Origin of the sequence: Mesorhizobium sp. YL-MeA3-2017, from assembly GCF_030814575.1 — a bacterium.
In the GTDB taxonomy this organism is placed as follows: Bacteria; Pseudomonadota; Alphaproteobacteria; order Rhizobiales; family Rhizobiaceae; genus Mesorhizobium; species Mesorhizobium terrae.
In genome coordinates this window covers 102,417-118,755 of the sequence record NZ_JAUSVH010000003.1, presented here as the reverse complement: position 1 = coordinate 118,755, position 16,339 = coordinate 102,417, and the positions used below count along the sequence as shown (strand labels likewise).

The following is a 16,339-nucleotide window of genomic DNA, read 5'->3' as shown; positions in this document are numbered from 1 at the left end:
AGGTAATCCGATGTAGCCCTTTGCGGCGGCGTGAGAGTAGACTGTCAGGTCCCTAAGAAATTGTCATTCTCCAGCTGAAACGTCAGCTTTTGGCGAAGACAAAAAAGCCAACATCGATGGTTGCGGTTCTGAATCCAGCCTCGCAGTAGCAGAGATAATAGTTCCAGAGCCTGCGGAAGCGCTCCGGGAACCCCAGTGCCGCGATGTCGGGCCAGGACGCCAGGAAGCGTTTGCGCCAGTCGGAAAGTGTGGCCGCATAGCTCGGCCCGAAACTTTGCGTCGAAACCAGCTCCAGGCCGGCCTGTGCGCCTTGGTCGGCAATGATTGCTTTGGTCGGAAGCATCCCGCCTGGGAAGATGTGACGCTGAATAAAATCGGGAGAGCCACGGTAAGCCTCGAAGCGCGCCTCATCGATCGTGATCACCTGCAGAACGGCTATGCCGCCGACGTTCAGGCGATCATGCAGAGTTTCAAAGTAAGCCGGCCAGTAGGCTTCGCCGACCGCCTCCAGCATTTCTATCGATACGATCCTGTCATAGGAACCCTCGACGTCGCGGTAGTCCGTCAATTCCAAAGCAGCACTGTCGACCAGCTTTTCCTGCTCCAGGCGCTTTCGAGCGAAAGCCAGTTGCTCGGTCGATAGGGTAATGCCGGTAACGTGAGCACCTGCGCGAGCCAACCTCATGGCCAGGGCTCCCCAGCCGCAGCCGATTTCGAGGACATTCTCGCCGCCCTGAAGATCCAGGAGTTCTTCGATTTGTGACAGCTTGGCTTCCTGGGCCTCTTCAAGCGTCAGGTTTGGATGTGTATAAAGCGCCGATGAATAGGTCATCGTCGGGTCGAGCCAGCGCTCGTAAAATGCGTTGCCGAGATCATAGTGGAAGGAAATGTTTCTACGGCTTCCAGTTTTGCTGTTAGCGCGCAGAAAATGACGTATGCGATTATAGATGCGAGCAGGCCAGAAACCGGAAATGCTGCGATCGAGGACAGCGATGTTTCGTGCCGCCAACTCCAGTAGTGCGGCAAGATCCGGGCTTGACCAATCACCGTCGATGTAGGCTTCCGCAAAGCCCAAATCCCCGTGGCTGAGGAGCCGCCGGATTGCTCGCCAGTCATGGATGATAAGCGTCGCGGACGGTCCGGACCGCGCGGCAGAATGCTCGACCCGATCACCGGATGGCAGCACGACGGTGATGTGGCCGCAATCGATCCGCGCGATCATTCGGCCAAGCAAATGCGCGATCACGCTTTCTCTGTGCCTTTTAAAGCCGCTCAAGGTTCTCGTCTTGATGTCAAACGTCATGCACGCTGCTCTTCTCTTGACCGCTTTCAGGGTTTGCTCCGCGCCCGATGGTGACGGGCCGATCCGGTGGGGAAGGCCGCGGATAGAGACGGATTCCCTTCAGCCAAATAAGCAGTGCTTCCCAGTAAATGCCTGCGATGACTTTGAATGTCAGCAGCGGATAGACGAAGAACACGCGGGCTAGAGAGGCGTCTGACAAATCCTGCCTGACAGCGGTCAGCTTGGCGATAATGAGCGGTCCTTCGTCATCACGGCCGATAACCGAAACTGATAAATCGTTTCCGGGAGGCACGATAGAAAAGGAATAGATCATGCCGGTGGTCATGAATGGCGATACATAAAAGGATTTTGGGCTTTCCTGGCGGATTGGCGCCTCAGTCCCGGAGGGCACGGGAATGAGATAATTATGGCGCTGTCCAAAGGTATTGTTGACCTCGTAGAGAATCGCGGAAAGCGACTGATCCCGCCTGTGACAGAAATAAATACTCAGCGGATTGAACGCGTATCCCAGGATGCGTGGCATGGTGAGCAGCCGGATCGGACCACCGGATTCGATGCCGGCTTCCTCTAATTGCTGCTCGATCCTGTCGCGCGGCGATGATGTCGATCCCTCGCCATGGTCGCGATCATGGAAGCTGAAGAGGTTGAAGCGGTTATGCGAGAAAAAGCGAAGTTTCTTCGCCAGCACGTCTATTTCGTCGAGATCGAGCAGCAGGTAGAAAATACTGTAGCGCAGGCGATGCTGTGTCGGCCGCAGCCTGTGATGCATCACGGAACCAGCATACAGCCCTAATCGGAGTTCCGGCATCAGGCTGCCTCCGTCTCCGGCAGATCGGGCACGCTGTGATGAATATGGATGCGGCCGGATTCGCCCGGAACTGTCCACGGCCGCCGCACGCCGCCGATCGCCTCGGCGACCGCAAGCCCGGCTTGCAGCCCATCCTCGTGAAACCCTGCGCCGAAATAGGCGCCGCAGAACCAGGTGTTGCCGCGCCCTTGCAGCGACCAAAGCTCCTTTTGCGCCTGCATCGCCCGGGCATCGAAACGAGGATGGCTATAACTCATTCGCTTGAGGACCGTCTCGGGTGCGATCTCGCGGTGAGGGTTGAGCGTTACGAACAGCGGCCGCTTGCTTTCGATCCCCTGCAGACGGTTCATCCAGTAGGTCACGGCGAGCTTGCGGCCATCATTGTCATCTCTCGTCATGTAGTTCCAGCTCGACCATACACGGCGCCGCTCCGGCATCAGGCGCGTATCGGTGTGAAGGACCGCGTCATTGACGATATAGTCGAACGCGCCAAGCAGACGTCGCTCTTCGATACTCGCATCGGCCAGCATTTTCAGAGCTTGGTCCGCGTGTGCTGCGATGACAACGCGATCGAAACGGCGACCGTGGCCATCGTGTCCAACGATCTCGACGCCATCTTTTGCGCGAACAATCGCGTTGACGGGATAGTTCGAGACGACTTCGGGTATGGTTTTGGAGAGTACCTGCACATAGGACCGACTGCCGCCGGCGACGGTTCGCCAGATCGGTCGGCCAGCAAGCTTCAGAAGACCGTGCGTCTGGCAAAATCGGATGAACGAAGCCGCGGGATAGGCGCCGATTTTTGCTGCCGGCGTCGACCAGACCGCAGCCGCCATGGGATAGAGATGGTCATTGCGGAAGCCGTCGCCGTAGCCGGCCGCATCGAGATATTCGTCGAGGGTTATCATTCCTAACGCTGCAACATTCCGCGGCGCTTCGCGGTAGAAACGGACGAGGTCGCGCAACATCATCCAGAATCGTGGACTGATGGCGTTCCGGCCCTGCGCGAAAAGGCCCAGCAATCCGGTGCCGGAGTATTCAAGGCGGCCGTCGTCGAGTGAAACGGCAAACGACATATCGGAACGCTTCGTGGCAACGCCAATATGGTCGAAAAGCGCGATGAGATTCGGGTAAGTGTTCTCATTGAACACGATGAAACCGGTATCGACTGACAAGCCTGCGGCATCGACCGTATGGCTGTGACCCCCAAGCCGGTTATCAGCTTCGAAAAGAGAGACGCGATGCCTTTTCGAGAGCAACCATGCGGCAGACAGCCCGGAAATGCCGCTGCCAACGACAGCGATGTCGAGGCCTTGATCGGCGGCCGGGCTAGGTTCCCACCCGTTACGTCCGTCGGTTGCTGCAATCTTTCCGGTCAAAGGATTTCCCTCCGCGCGCCAAACTGCCAATATTTACGGAAGCCGGCGCGCGATAGATCACTTGAAGCGTGATCCACTCGCAGGGCGCGGGCGTATGAAGGGCAAATGGATGCAGCGAGCTTATATATTGGAACCAGGAATACGCGGCAGGTCCGGCCGGCAGCGAGGCTGGTTGTTTTGAACGAGGCAAGGCAAAAAGAGGTGCTGCCGTCTCCCGAGGAATTGATCCGTCTCATCGACGCGGTTGCGCGGACGCAGGACCGGAATGCCTTCGCGCGACTTTTCGGGTATTTCGCACCTCGCGTCAAAAGCTTCCTCATGCGATCGGGCCTTGAAGATGCCGCTGCGGAGGAAGTGGCCCAGGAGGTCATGATAGCGGTATGGCGAAAAGCGTCCTATTTCGATCCCGGTAAAGCCGGCGCCTCAACTTGGGTGTTTACGATTGCCCGCAATCAAAGGATCGACCGTCTGCGCCGCACGCGATCTCGGACTGCCGATCATCTTCTGGATCCGACTGATGAACCCGATATGCCGCCTTCGGGTGAAGATATCGCCATCGTTGCCGAACGGGAGGAAGGGGTGCGCAAGGCGTTGGAAAGCCTGCCGATCGATCAGTCAACCATTGTGCGGCTGTCGTTCTTTGCCGAGAAACCGCATGCGGAGATTGCAAGAGAGCTGGGCATTCCTCTCGGCACCGTAAAATCCCGTGTTCGGCTCGCATTGAATCGGCTTCGGACCCTTTTGGACAGCGATATATGACGATTAACCATCACCCCAGCGACGAGACGCTGATGCGTATGGCGGCCGGCGCATTGGGCGCAGGTCCTGCGCTTGTCGTCTCCGTCCATCTCGAAGGATGTGCGGTCTGCCGCAACCGTATAGCGCACTTCGAGGCCGTTGGCGGCGCGATCCTGGATGAAATGTCACCCGCTCCGCTCGCTGCGGATTTTTTCGGACGCACTATGGAGCGGCTCGAGGTTGCTCAATCCTTGCAGACCGAAGGCCGAGCCACGATCAAACATCCGGAACTGGGAATAGAACTTCCGCGGGCGATGCAGCACTGCGAGATCGGTCCGTGGAAGTGGCTTGGGCCGGGGTTCAAATGGAGCAAGGTCAAGATTCCCGGTAGCCCTGACGAAAAAGTCATGCTGCTGAAAGGCAGAGCAGGGCTCCATCTTCCGGCTCATGGACATACCGGCCTCGAATTCATGCAGATTCTGTCTGGATCGCTGGCTGACGAGCGCGGCCAGTATTTTCCAGGGGACCTCGATGAGGCCGGCGACGATGTGGATCATCGGCCTGTGGTTGGGCAGGAATCGGATTGCGTGTGTCTTGCCGCGCTTGAAGGCGATACGCGACTTCACGGATTGCTCGGTCGCCTTCTGCGTCCGATCGTGGGTTTCTGATCGATGACTGCGGGGAACGCGTTCAGCACAGCGCCGCCAGAAGTGGCCGGTACATGAAAGCATTTCCGTCTCCGGTCGATTTGCTGAACGTGATTGCCAGGATCGGTGCGACGCGACCCCTTAGCGTTGTCCGCTACGGACGCCACCCGCGCCATGTCCTTGACATCTATCCGGCCGCGAAGGACGGGCCGTCGCCAGTCATCGTCTTCTTCTATGGCGGCGGCTGGGAGGATGGCGAGCGAAGCGACTACCTCTTCGTTGGACATGCCCTGGCCGAGCGCGGCATCACCACCGTGATTCCCGATTACCGTGTCTTTCCCGAGGTTCGCTTCCCCGGCTTCCTCCAGGATGCGGCTGAGGCAATGCGCTGGACGGTCGATCATATTGCGGAGTTCGGTGGTGATCCTCGTCGCGTCATCGCCATGGGCCATTCCGCCGGAGCCCATATCGCCGCCATGCTGGCCTTCGATCGCCAATGGCTTCTTGAGCTTGATCTCGATGCAAGCGTCGACCTTCGCGCCATTATCGGCCTTGCCGGTCCCTATGACTTTCTCCCCCTTCATAGCCGGACGCTGAAACAGATCTTTGGGCCGGAAAACGGCCTCGCCGACACACAGCCGATCAACTTCGTGGATGCTTTTGCTCCGCCGGCATTCTTGGCGACAGGAAACAATGATCCGTCCGTCGATCCCGGGAACACAATTCGGCTCGCCGAACGAATGAGAAGCGTCGGCGGCGAAGCGGAAACGAAGCTCTACGACCGTGTAAACCACCGCACGCTGATCGGCGCGTTTGCTCCTCCGTTGCGGTTCCTGGCGCCGGTTCTCGACGATGTCGCGGGTTTTGCGCTGAAGCATACCGATCAACAACTGCCTCCCGGCAGGCCGGCGGCGCAGGAAAGGAGCGCATGACCGCAGCGATCTTCGTTCTCGCATTGGCAGCTTGCGTCTCGGCGACGATGATCGGCGCCTGGCTTATTGCGCTTCGTACTGGCCGGTCGGGCTGGATCGATGCGATCTGGTCTTTCGCCACCGGCGCGTTTGGCGCGGCAGCGGCCCTTGTCCCGTTTGCTGATGCCGAGATCACAGTCCGTCAGGTGCTTGTTGCATTGCTGGCGCTCCTCTGGTCACTGCGACTTGGCATTCACATCGCGGCACGCACCGCTCGTGGCGGCGATGACCCCCGTTACAGCCAATTGCGTGAAGAGTGGGGGAAAGCCTTCAACACACGCCTGTTCTGGTTTCTGCAGATACAGGCGCTGGCCGCCCTGGTGCTCGCGCTGTCGATCATGCTCGCAGCCCATAATTCGGCGCCCGGTCTCAGATTTTTCGATTGGCTCGGCGTCGCCGTCCTGATCGTGGCAGTCGCCGGCGAGGCGCTTGCCGACCGACAGCTCTCGGATTTTCGCTCGGATCCTGCGAACAAGGGCAAGGTCTGCGACGTCGGGCTCTGGGGGGTCTCGCGACATCCGAACTATTTTTTCGAATGGTTGGGCTGGTCCGCCTACGCAATCATCGCAATCGATCTTTCAGGTGCCTACCCCTGGGGCTGGCTGGCGCTCGCCGGGCCATTATTGATGTACTGGCTCCTCGTTCACGCGTCCGGCATTCCCCCGCTCGAAGCTCATATGCTGCGCTCGCGAGGCGAGGCATTTCGCGACTATCAGCACCGCGTCAACGCGTTCTGGCCGGGCCCGCAACGCGCCGCAGACGCGAAACCCGATGGAGACATTCGATGAGCTTGATTGCCTCAGTGATCCGCGCCGCTGAACGCTCCCCGCTTCCCGACCCGTTGGCGCGAATCGGCATTGAGTTCCTGGTCGGGCGTACGAGACGAAAGCTCACCTTAGCATCGCAACGGGAGGAATGCGATTTCGCGCGCGCCATGAGCGAACACCAAATCGCCGAACATGCGGACGCTGCCAACGAGCAGCACTACGAATTGCCGCCCGAATTCTTCGCGCTCACGCTCGGCCCGCATCGCAAATATTCTTGCTGCCTTTATCCGACGGGTCAGGAAACGCTTGCGGAGGCTGAACGTCTGGCGCTGGAGGAGACGGTCGCGCACGCCGGTTTAGCCGATGGGCAGTCGATCCTTGAACTCGGCTGCGGCTGGGGCTCGCTCACGCTTTTCATGGCGGAGCGGTTTCCGCATTCGACCATTACCGCCGTCTCCAACTCCAGCCCGCAGCGGCTTCATATCGAAAGGCAGGCGGCGGCGCGCGGCCTTACCAACCTCCGTGTCCTCACCGCAGACATGAACGCCTTCGAAGCCAATGGCGGCTATGATAGAATCGTTTCCGTCGAAATGTTCGAGCACATGTCGAACTGGCGGGTTCTGCTCGAACGTATCAAGACGTGGCTTGCGCCCAATACGGGGCGGCTTTTCATTCACGTTTTCAGCCACAAGCACAGCCCGTATCGGTTCGATCATAAGAACGAGTCGGACTGGATCGCCCAGCATTTCTTTACCGGCGGTATCATGCCGAGCCACGGCCTTATCAGGCATTTTCCGGACTGCTTCATGGTTGAACGGGATTGGCGCTGGAGCGGGATTCACTATCAGAAGACGGCGATAGACTGGCTGGAGTGCTTCGATGCGAACCGTCAGCAGATAGATCGCATCCTCGGCGATGTTTACGGTGCCGACGCCGCGCTCTGGCGCCAGCGCTGGCGTCTCTTTTATCTGGCGACGGCAGGCCTGTTCGGGCACGCCAGCGGTGAGGAATGGGGCGTGAGCCACTACCTCCTGCGTCCAGCATGACGGGCGTGTTCATGAGATTTGTTCGCCACATTTGGGATCGCGTTGCCGCCTATGCCGCGCACGACGATCCTATGGTCGCGGCCTGCAATCTGGTTGCTTTGGTGGTGGCGTCCAACCAACCATTTTATCCTCTCTATGTTTATTGGGCTGTCAGCGACCATGTCTGGCCGACCTTCTTGACCTTCCTATCGACACCGTTTTTCCTGGCAGTGCCAGCCGTTGCCCGACGATATTCCAAGACAGGCCGAGCGCTTCTTCCCCTTGCCGGCATAGGCAACACGATCTTGAGCGCACAGGTATTTGGCCCCGCGTCGGGCGTGGAGATTTTTCTGATCCCGTGCGCCTTGATTGCGGCGACGTTTTTCAAAGCCTCGGAGAGGGTTATCGCATTTGTTTTGATCGGCGCGGCCTTGCTTGCCTACCTCGGGCTGGAAGGGAGGTACGGCGTACCAATGCACACCTATACCACTTCCGAATATCAGGCGTTTTTTCGGTTGAATTCCATGAGCGCTGGCACGCTTACTGTTTTCGTTGGGCTTATTGCGTCAGGCTTGATAAGCGAAATCAAAACGCGGACCTGATGGCGCGCGTGATGAGGAAGCCGGCCGTTGCGGCAACCGCGGTCACAAATGTTCCCCAGCAGAGATCAGCGATCGTCACGATGATAGGCCAATTCTTCAGTGTGGCCTGGTTGGTCAGGTCATAGGTCGCGTAGGCGAAAAGGCCAAGAAACGCGCCATATGATGAGGCTGTCATCCATCGATCGCTGGTAAGTGCTGGAGCGATCGCGAAAACGACGATGCCGGCAATATAGATGAGATAAAACAGCGCCGCTGGCGCCAGCCTGAAACCGTCGACCAACATGTCACCCATTAGCGGACGGTAGAGCCGTTGCGCAGCTAAGCTCAGCCAGATTGCATCAATGGCCAGAAACACCAAGCCGGTCGCGATGTAGGCAATTCCATATGTTTTCAAGGGTTGGCCTTTCTTTGACCGAGATTACTCCTGTTACGCCCTTGAGTGATCGTCGGATCACAAAGTGCTGCTCGTTATGGCGGCCAGGCTCCGAAAGCCGGCTCCATGCATGGGATGTGATCCAAACACGAGACTCCTGCGTAACCATCGTAATTGAAGTTAGAATTTTTGGGAGCCTGTGCCGTGATATTGCGTGTCGCAGCATTGTCGGTTGTGTCATTTATAGGTTGCACCGCGCTCGCCGCCCAGGAGCGTAATCCTGATGGGGTTTGGTTGCGCGATGACGGCAATGCCCGGGTCAGGATAGCGCCGTGTGGCTCGAAAATTTGCGCAACTAATCTCTGGATCAGGGACACGAGTAAGGGCGAGGAGGTCGGCGACCGACTGGTGATGACACTCAATCGTAAGTCGGATACGAAGCTTGCAGGAACCGCCTATGACCCGAAACGAGACAGGAGCTATGCTATAACGGTGATTGTCGGTCGCGACAGCTTAACCACACGCGGATGCATCCTAGGTGGACTGCTTTGTCGGGATGTGAATTGGGCACCGGCAGGCGGAGGTTGAAGGTTGTTGATTGCCTTTCCCCATCGTGAAATCCGAAATATAAAACGGTGCCCCTCTGTGCAGTTCATCCCTTGGCCCCAGTACCGGCAGCAGGCCACACTCTCGGTGAGACCAACACGGCATCGATGAACGAAATTCACTCTCGCCAAATTGGCCTAGCGCTGAACAATCCAAAAGGTATATCGCAGCGTATTGCCTATATTGAGAGCTATAGAACCAGAGGCTACGATGAAAATGCGTTTGGCGATGTTCCTGATTTCGATATTCGGCATGCTCGTAACCGTATCGCTCGCCGCCGAGCCAAATGTCGCAAAGGTCCCGTTAGGCCACTATAGCGGCACATGGCTGGAGATTGCTCGAAGACCGATGTGGATTACCGACGGCTGCGTTGCCGGATTTACAACCTATCGCACAGGCAATAGCCCCAAAGAGGTCGAGGTCCTCGACGGATGCCACGAAGGTACGCCTTCCGGCAGACTCAAGACGGTGAACGGCAAAGGTCATCTCCTGGACGCCGACACCAATCGCGCCAAGCTTCGCGTGCGATACCCGCTCTTCATTACTTACAATTATTGGGTTTTATACACATCGCCAGACAAGAGCTGGTTCATCAGCGCAGATTCCCGGCTCAAAAATCTTTGGATTTACGCGCGACGCCCTCCGACTAGCCATCAGCTATCAATCATGGTTCGCAAGGCTCGGTCGCTTGGCTATGACGTGAGCAAGTTGGAATTTCCTCCAGCCAAGTGAGAAGCGCGCTTAGAAGCCATCGCGCTGCTTCTACTGACCATGTCAATGGTGGAGCAAAACCAGGCCATTGGGCGGCGTAAAAGTAGGTCACTTGGCGCCTCAATCGGAGAACGTCGGAGCGCGTAACCCCAATAGAGTGTCACGCTTGAGCCGTTGGCGATTTTCGTAAGCGTTTTCAGGCCGCTTTTTGGGCGCCGTTTTGAGCGCAATAATAGCTTTCGCCCTTCATCTCAAGGATGTTTACATGATGAGTGACGCGATCGAGCAGTACGAGTTCAGTCGTTCCGATCTCAGTGTTTCGGCCCATTCGTCAAAGCGGAGATTGGTGGTGGTGAGGGTCGCGGCGTGCTCGCAACGTTGCGAGATCAGCTCAAACAGCAGTTCAGCCACGTTCCTGGACAGCGGCACGACGCCCAGAAAGTCGATAATGAGGAGCCTGTAGGCGGCCATCTTTTTCTGGAACCGAAGCAGACGTCGTTCGTCGAGGGCCCACATTATCTCGCTGAGGAGAGCGGCGGCGATTGTGAAGCCGACTGCCGGTCCCTTCTGGCACGCGGCCAACCTGAGATCGAGGGCGACATAGCTCTTGCATGTGCCGCTGGAACCGAATGCAGCAACATTCTCGTGCCGCTCGGTCCATTCGCAGCGTGCCAGTTCCAGGGCCTGCATCTTGTTGAGCCTCGGAGTGGCTGCGAAGTCGAAGCATTCGGGTTTTGACGACCGGGAACGTCGCCGCCTTGATCCGGCGATCAACTTTGCTGCGATCTCGCTCTATCATCTCTCGATCGGCGATGCGTGCAACTAACAGAGGTGGGTTCAATCCCGGCTCACTTCTCGGCGAAAATGAACCCCTGACCATTCTCTCAGTCTTTCAAATCGGCACAGTGGACCTTTACGGCCACTTCGTTGCGACGCAAGAAAGGTAATGTCCAAGGTGGGTCGTAGAACCACGCGACTGGCTCACCCGCCGACTGCCACTCGCTGCCGGCAAGCGCGGCCTTGAGCCTGGCGATCTGCGATTGCACGGCTGCGTCGTCCCGGCGGCCGGTAAAGCGCAGTACCGCGTAATCCTGTTCTGGAACGATGACGAGCTTGACCCTGCGATCTCGGGGCTCCGGCGCAGTGTCCACGGTCAAATCGCTAGGCAGAAAAAACTTCATAGTCCAGCCTTCGGCGGTCCGCTGCTGGCCGACGGGCGCGGTCATCTCGACCTGTTGCGATGACTGAGCTACTGGAGCCGTCATCGCGATTTTCGTTTTGGCCTTGTTGTTGCCGAAAATGTAATCTGCCAGAATTTGGAATGCGGCACGGCGGGTGTCTTCCATCGTCTTGCCTGATAAAGTCGTCTCGGCCGCAAGCCTTTGGTCGTATCGGCGAATTTCCAATTCGCCGCTATGCGCTACGATGGAATAAGGCGGCTCTTCGACGCCGGCGCGATAGCCGATCACCGCTAAGCCGGCTGCAAATAAGCCGGAAATCTTACCTGCCATGATGACGAATCTCCGGCAGTTATCGCTCTCGTTTCTTACGCGCCATGTTTGTCGCTGGATCAGTTCGCGAAGCAGATGATAGGGACGGACCACACACGGCGTAGCGTGGGAGCGCGCATTGGAGTGCCGAGAAATGTTGATGCAAAGCGCATTCCGTCCTCACACGCCAAGCTCATCGACGATTGTTCATGATGTCGAGTTTTGGTCGAAACCGGCCACCTGCGAATTCTTCGTCAGGAAATCGATCACCACCTGCAGTCTGCCGATTTAGTGACAGGTGAGCGACTCCTGCTCTCTACGAGATCGCGTACACTACGTTAGGCCGTACCAGTCTGCCGAGGACGTCAGCTCAATCCTCTCGTGCAAGGTCACCTCCTTCTGCACCAAGTGCTGCGTGAATCAGGGCATCGGATCGGGCGCGCAGCAGGTAGATGAGGATTTCGAGATCATTTAGAATATCGACCGGATCGCGCTCAAGTGCAGCCCGAAGCGCTTCTTTCAGCCACACGCTCATGCCCGGATGGGCCAGAATCCAAGCAATTCGAGCATCGGTTTCTTTCAAGCTAGCGTCATACCAAGACATCGAATTTACTCCTAGCGCGAGCAAGCATCTTCCACGGCTCCAACAGCCGGTTTGCGATCGGTTCCTGGTCGGTCACGCCGATCACGGATTGCATTCCGGGCAATGGCCAGGATCAGCATGGGTGCGCCCGTCGGGGCGGGGACGCATCTCGCGAAACTCGCAAGCGACACAACCGAAGATCTGATAACGAACCATGATGCTGGGGGCGCCGCACCATTCGCAGGGAAGCCCCGTCTCTACGTCGATTTGCCCGTAACCGGGGGCGCCGCAGGCCGGACACGGGGTCGCCAGCCGATCGCAAAGGGCACGCGCCAGGCGGCCAATGCTCGCCATACGCGTGGGATTCATGTGGGCGCGCATATCTGTCTGAATGAGCGCGCGGTTGTCGCGCGATCGCAAGGTTGAAGTTTCGAGTGCGCTTTCAAGCGCTTCAGCTGTGCGCAGCCCTTTGTGAATGAGAACGCTACCATCGTCGGGTTCATGAGGTCGTACGATCACGGCATGATCGGGGAAACGGATATGGTCGAGAAACGTCCTGAGATCGCCGATCTCGGCCGCGACGACGTGCTCGTAGACCGGGGCATCATCGATCAGATACTCGCTGACGACGATGCCGCGGCCGTCGTCCACGAGAACCATCAACTCGACCCCGCCGGGGATGAACGGCACATGCGGATGCGGACCGTAGCTGCCTTCGCTGGCGATGCCGATCGACAACCCCGTCGCCGCCATCCCAAGCCGCGCCTTGGCTATGGCCGCCTCGCGAATCGTGCCTGCGCGCGGGATCTCGCCTGTGAAGGTGCCCAGCGCGTCGGTGTCGATCGCGGACGGGGTCTCGACAGTAAGCTCGAGTCGCTCCTGGAAAGCCGGCACGATTGCCGCCTCTTTGCCATGCATGGTGGCCAGCACGGCGCGCTGGCGAGCATAAGGACCGGACAGCGGACACCCAATCGTGGCTTGCGAATGACCGTCGTTGCTCAAAAATAGCCCTCCCGTTTCTGACGCTCGAGCGAGCCATCGTCGCCGAGACGGCCGCGGCGCTCGGAGGTTTCGGCGCGCAGGGTTTCGAGCACGACAGCGGCGATGGTTTCTGCTTCGGAAGGCTGCGCCGCCGTCACCGGCCAGCATCCGAGCGTACGAAAGCGCACCTTCTCCGGCAGTGCGGTTTCGCCAGGCTGCCAGCGCATGCGGACCGGATCGTCGACGACGATCCGCATTCCCATTCGGGTGACGACCTTGCGCTCATGAGCGATGTAGAGAGGCGCGACTTCGAGCTCACGCATCAGGATATAGGTCCACAGGTCGTGCTCGGTCCAATTCGACAGCGGGAAAGCGCGGATAGTCTCGCCGGGCTTCATCCGCCAATTGAAACAGCGCCAGAGTTCGGGACGCTGCAGGCGAGGCTCCCAGGCATGGTTGGTGCTCCGTACCGAAACGATGCGCTCCTTGGCGCGGGTTGCTTCCTCGTCACGTCGGGCGCCGCCGAAGATGATGTCATAACCACCGACAGTCAGTGCCTGCCTGAGCGCATCAGTGCGCATGATGGTGGTGTAGAGATCGCCATGGTCGAACGGATTGATAGACTGTGTCCGTCCGTGCTCGTTGACTTGAACGATCAGCCGAAAGCCATGGCGGTCCGCGAAGGCGTCGCGGAAGGCGAGAACTTCAGCGAACTCCCATGTCGAGTCGATATGCAAGAGCGGGATCGGCGGCCTCGAAGGGAAGAAGGCGCGCAGCACGAGATGGGCAAGGACGGTCGAGTCCTTGCCGCCCGAAAACAGCACCACGGGGTTGCGCGCCTCCGACAATCCATTGCGCAAGACATGGATCGCCTCTGACTCCAAGGCCGCCAGATGGGCGGGCAACCCGTTCATGCGACCACCATCGTCCGTTCCGGTTCAACGTGCCCTTGGTCAAAGGCTTCCCAGCCAAGTTTGCCGGCGTACCGCCAAGCCGGGCGGCCCTGGTCATCGAGGGCAACAAGATGGAGCCATTTGTTGTCGACCAGCGCCCGCAGTTGATCGTGACGTTTGAGGATCGTGCTAATTGCCTCGCGGGGCGCCTCGACGAACACGGTCAGGCGCAGTGGTTCATGAGCTAGCCGTTCTCCGTCGTGAACCGATTGCCAGGGTAGCCCGGCACGTAAGAGCCCGCCATTGCCTTCGACCACGCCGATGCCGGCGGTAACGTTGTGCAGGAGCTTGTTGCCGGCTCCGAACACCGTTGGCGCGACAGTCGATCCGTAATACTGCAGGCTGATCCAGCTCGCGACCACGACCGGCGCTGTCAAGATCAGCTCCAGAACGCTAAACTGATCGTCCCGGCGCCAGTCATAGCCGTGCAGAAATGCACGTCCTTTGAGGTCGCGACCCGCAGTCCGATGGCGCGGCGCGGCGATGAAGGCCTGGCAACCGGCAAGCGCCCATTCCGGACGGACTTCGGCCCAGTCGCGGGCGCGGTGGAGGATGTCGCGCCCTCCCGACGCCCGGGGCAAGCGCAATGCGCGTTCGCTCCGTGCCAGAGCGCCGGCCGTCGCAAGCCAGGTTTTTACCTGTTTGACGCTCTCCTTGTGTAGCGCTGATGGAGAGTCTTCGCCGTAGATCGTCACACGATCAGTGGTTGTGTCGTGCAGCGCTCCGATAAACAGCGTGTCGTCCGGGATGGTGATCCCGCGCTCCGCGACGCCGGCGCGCACCTCGCGGTCATTGAGGAGCGTAGCGAGTAGCCGCGCGTTCACCTCGCCGGAATAGCCGCCGCAGGCGCCACAATGGAGCGCGCTGGCATGAGGATTGTTTATGACGTTGGCGCCATGGCCAGCGATAAGGACAAGCGGTGCAAAACGTTCGGTCAGCGACATCGCCTTCAGCACGCTTTCGGCTATGCCGATGCGAGCCTCGGGATCGAGCGCTGGTTCGAACCTTGGTGCCGGGTCATCCGGCATCCGGTTGCTGGCGCGTCCCAGACCATCGCGCACCAACTTGCCGACATAGATCGGCCCGGCCGCCTCGACGAAAGCGAATGAGGAGACAGCGGCGAGCTTGAAGCGCCCCCAGGCGCGCTTGGCACGCGCCAGGAGCCGAGCTGCTTGGTCCCGAGCCTCGACATCATGTGAATGCCCGCCCGAGCATGTTCGTACTTGCGGTGCAATAAGCACAGGCAAGCGTGCCTCCGCGACATCCGACGCGAAGCGACGATGCAAAATGCCGATGCCGAAAAACCCAGCGAAACCCAATGTCTCGATGCAGGGGTCGAGGCTTTCCAATGCCCGGCGGAACACCTCTGCGCGAACGTCGATGCAGAAGGCCATCTGCAATGCTGGACGCGCTTGCAATCTAGAGGGAGCCGGCGATCCGAGGAGCTTGCCCAGCTGCCGCTGCGCCGCGCGCTCGGTCGCCTCCTGCAAGATTGCATCGATTGCATCGTCCGGTGTCGGCTCGACCGGCGCGGCATAGGCGCAAAGCGCCTCTTTCCATTGGCAAGCGATGCGAAGCTTGTGTTGCTCAAACAGTGCTTGTTCCCAGACGAGACGAATTGTCAGAAGATCGGTGATCGTCTTGTCCGACCCGCCCGAGAGCTCGGCTTGCCAGAGCTTGTACCGGGCAAACTGCGCCCAGCCGCCAAGGCTCATCAGCAGCCGGTGCAAATAGCTTTCGAGCGCCGCCCCATAGAGTCCGAGCTTCTCGATCGACTGGATCAGGGCATCCTCAGCGCGCTCTGGGGCTTGAGCCACATGCATGGCAAAGCCCGTCAGCCCGAGAATCTCTGGGGTGAGATCGTGGGCGGCGGCCGAGCGCCACGCAGCATAGGCGCAGCCGCCCTGAGGCGCCGTCCACAAGGCTTGGCCCGCATCGAAATAGCCGGCCGCCCATTGACCGAAGCGCTCGGCGATCACGCCGGTCCAATCTATACCCGAGGCTTCGGCCGCGAGCTCCGCCATCGTCGGAAGCATAACGGGGGTCGGTGCGCTCGCTTCAATGGCTGACTTCAATGAAGCAAGGCTATCTGGCCGCCAGATCTCCGGTGCAGCCTCAAAGGCTGCCGTGAGATCCGCTTCGGCGATTTCGCCCGCGTGAATACGCTCGGCGTACCAGGCGCGGGGCATTGTGAGTGCGGCTCCCGCGACCCGTCTTAGGCGGGCGGCCACTGTCGATAGAGGCTCATGGATTTGTCCCAGGAATGGGTTGACCGCAACGCTTGAAGCCAGCGGCCAAAGCGGCGGGATGGCGAGCGCCGCCCTTTCGGCCGCGGCAATAATTGCCGCGACGTCGAGGGGTGGAGTGTTAGTCTTGATCATCAGCATTTGCGTGTTCCTTAG

The 16,339-nt window shown here is 59.2% G+C and carries 17 protein-coding genes and 1 pseudogene; 8 read left to right on the top strand and 10 right to left on the bottom strand.

Translation table 11 applies throughout. The features are described from left to right. Positions 1 to 82 precede the first annotated feature (82 nt). Genes QFZ88_RS28040 through QFZ88_RS28030 form a run of 3 tightly spaced genes read right to left on the bottom strand, consistent with a single transcriptional unit; the run spans position 83 to position 3,490 of the window. Positions 83 to 1,303 carry an SAM-dependent methyltransferase gene (locus QFZ88_RS28040; protein WP_065996812.1) on the bottom strand — a complete coding sequence of 407 codons (1,221 nt, stop codon included), beginning with the start codon at positions 1,301 to 1,303 and terminating at the stop codon, positions 83 to 85. Continuing rightward, the gene (locus tag QFZ88_RS28035; protein ID WP_065996813.1) at positions 1,293 to 2,111 is read right to left on the bottom strand and encodes a DUF1365 domain-containing protein; all 819 of its coding nucleotides are present in this window, start codon (positions 2,109 to 2,111) and stop codon (positions 1,293 to 1,295) included. Before QFZ88_RS28035 ends, QFZ88_RS28040 begins: the two co-directional genes overlap by 11 nt. Beyond that, entirely contained in the window at positions 2,111 to 3,490 is a 1,380-nt protein-coding gene (locus QFZ88_RS28030) for an NAD(P)/FAD-dependent oxidoreductase (protein ID WP_065996814.1), read from the bottom strand. The genes QFZ88_RS28035 and QFZ88_RS28030 overlap by 1 nt, the downstream gene beginning before the upstream one ends. 177 nt (positions 3,491 to 3,667) lie before the next feature. On the opposite strand from QFZ88_RS28030, the gene QFZ88_RS28025 reads away from it, so the two are divergent. The 6 genes from QFZ88_RS28025 to QFZ88_RS28000 are packed head-to-tail and all read left to right on the top strand — an operon-like array spanning position 3,668 to position 8,240. Next, entirely contained in the window at positions 3,668 to 4,249 is a 582-nt protein-coding gene (locus QFZ88_RS28025; RefSeq protein ID WP_065996983.1) for a sigma-70 family RNA polymerase sigma factor, read from the top strand. Continuing rightward, the gene (locus QFZ88_RS28020; RefSeq protein ID WP_065996815.1) at positions 4,246 to 4,896 is read left to right on the top strand and encodes a ChrR family anti-sigma-E factor; all 651 of its coding nucleotides are present in this window, start codon (positions 4,246 to 4,248) and stop codon (positions 4,894 to 4,896) included. Before QFZ88_RS28025 ends, QFZ88_RS28020 begins: the two co-directional genes overlap by 4 nt. Before the next feature lie 53 nt (positions 4,897 to 4,949). After that, positions 4,950 to 5,807 (top strand): alpha/beta hydrolase, encoded by an 858-nt coding sequence (locus QFZ88_RS28015; protein WP_065996816.1) that lies wholly within the window; start codon positions 4,950 to 4,952, stop codon positions 5,805 to 5,807. Beyond that, positions 5,804 to 6,634 (top strand): DUF1295 domain-containing protein, encoded by an 831-nt coding sequence (locus tag QFZ88_RS28010; RefSeq protein ID WP_065996817.1) that lies wholly within the window; start codon positions 5,804 to 5,806, stop codon positions 6,632 to 6,634. Before QFZ88_RS28015 ends, QFZ88_RS28010 begins: the two co-directional genes overlap by 4 nt. Continuing rightward, complete coding sequence (locus QFZ88_RS28005) at positions 6,631 to 7,659, top strand: SAM-dependent methyltransferase (protein WP_065996818.1); 1,029 nt, start codon at positions 6,631 to 6,633, stop codon at positions 7,657 to 7,659. The genes QFZ88_RS28010 and QFZ88_RS28005 overlap by 4 nt, the downstream gene beginning before the upstream one ends. Beyond that, on the top strand, positions 7,656 to 8,240 hold the full coding sequence (locus QFZ88_RS28000; protein ID WP_245317422.1) for a hypothetical protein: 585 nt from the start codon (positions 7,656 to 7,658) through the stop codon (positions 8,238 to 8,240). The genes QFZ88_RS28005 and QFZ88_RS28000 overlap by 4 nt, the downstream gene beginning before the upstream one ends. On the opposite strand, the gene QFZ88_RS27995 is transcribed toward QFZ88_RS28000, so the two are convergent. Beyond that, a complete protein-coding gene (locus tag QFZ88_RS27995) occupies positions 8,224 to 8,634 on the bottom strand; it encodes a DUF2177 family protein (RefSeq protein ID WP_065996819.1) in 411 nt (136 codons plus the stop codon). The genes QFZ88_RS28000 and QFZ88_RS27995 overlap by 17 nt on opposite strands. Before the next feature lie 183 nt (positions 8,635 to 8,817). Between QFZ88_RS27995 and QFZ88_RS27990 the strand changes: the two genes are divergently transcribed. Then, positions 8,818 to 9,201 (top strand): DUF2147 domain-containing protein, encoded by a 384-nt coding sequence (locus QFZ88_RS27990; RefSeq protein ID WP_083237632.1) that lies wholly within the window; start codon positions 8,818 to 8,820, stop codon positions 9,199 to 9,201. A gap of 228 nt (positions 9,202 to 9,429) precedes the next feature. Beyond that, positions 9,430 to 9,951: a lipocalin family protein gene (locus QFZ88_RS27985; RefSeq protein WP_065996820.1), complete on the top strand. Its 522-nt coding sequence runs from the start codon at positions 9,430 to 9,432 to the stop codon at positions 9,949 to 9,951. A 175-nt stretch (positions 9,952 to 10,126) separates the two neighbouring features. Here the strand turns inward: QFZ88_RS27985 and QFZ88_RS27980 are convergent. The 6 genes and pseudogenes from QFZ88_RS27980 to QFZ88_RS27955 all read right to left on the bottom strand — a co-directional run. Next, positions 10,127 to 10,747, bottom strand: a pseudogene (locus QFZ88_RS27980) (ATP-binding protein); the annotation flags it as partial. A gap of 67 nt (positions 10,748 to 10,814) precedes the next feature. Then, on the bottom strand, positions 10,815 to 11,441 hold the full coding sequence (locus QFZ88_RS27975) for an SOUL family heme-binding protein (protein WP_065996821.1): 627 nt from the start codon (positions 11,439 to 11,441) through the stop codon (positions 10,815 to 10,817). 349 nt (positions 11,442 to 11,790) lie between these two features. Beyond that, entirely contained in the window at positions 11,791 to 12,024 is a 234-nt protein-coding gene (locus QFZ88_RS27970; protein ID WP_065996822.1) for a hypothetical protein, read from the bottom strand. A gap of 81 nt (positions 12,025 to 12,105) precedes the next feature. Beyond that, a complete protein-coding gene (locus QFZ88_RS27965; protein WP_245317425.1) occupies positions 12,106 to 13,005 on the bottom strand; it encodes a DUF6671 family protein in 900 nt (299 codons plus the stop codon). After that, positions 13,002 to 13,898: a sulfate adenylyltransferase subunit CysD gene (gene cysD / locus QFZ88_RS27960; RefSeq protein WP_065996823.1), complete on the bottom strand. Its 897-nt coding sequence runs from the start codon at positions 13,896 to 13,898 to the stop codon at positions 13,002 to 13,004. Before cysD ends, QFZ88_RS27965 begins: the two co-directional genes overlap by 4 nt. Continuing rightward, positions 13,895 to 16,324, bottom strand: coding sequence for a YbcC family protein (locus tag QFZ88_RS27955; protein ID WP_065996824.1), 2,430 nt, complete (start codon positions 16,322 to 16,324; stop codon positions 13,895 to 13,897). The genes cysD and QFZ88_RS27955 overlap by 4 nt, the downstream gene beginning before the upstream one ends. Between the last annotated feature and the right edge of the window lie 15 nt (positions 16,325 to 16,339).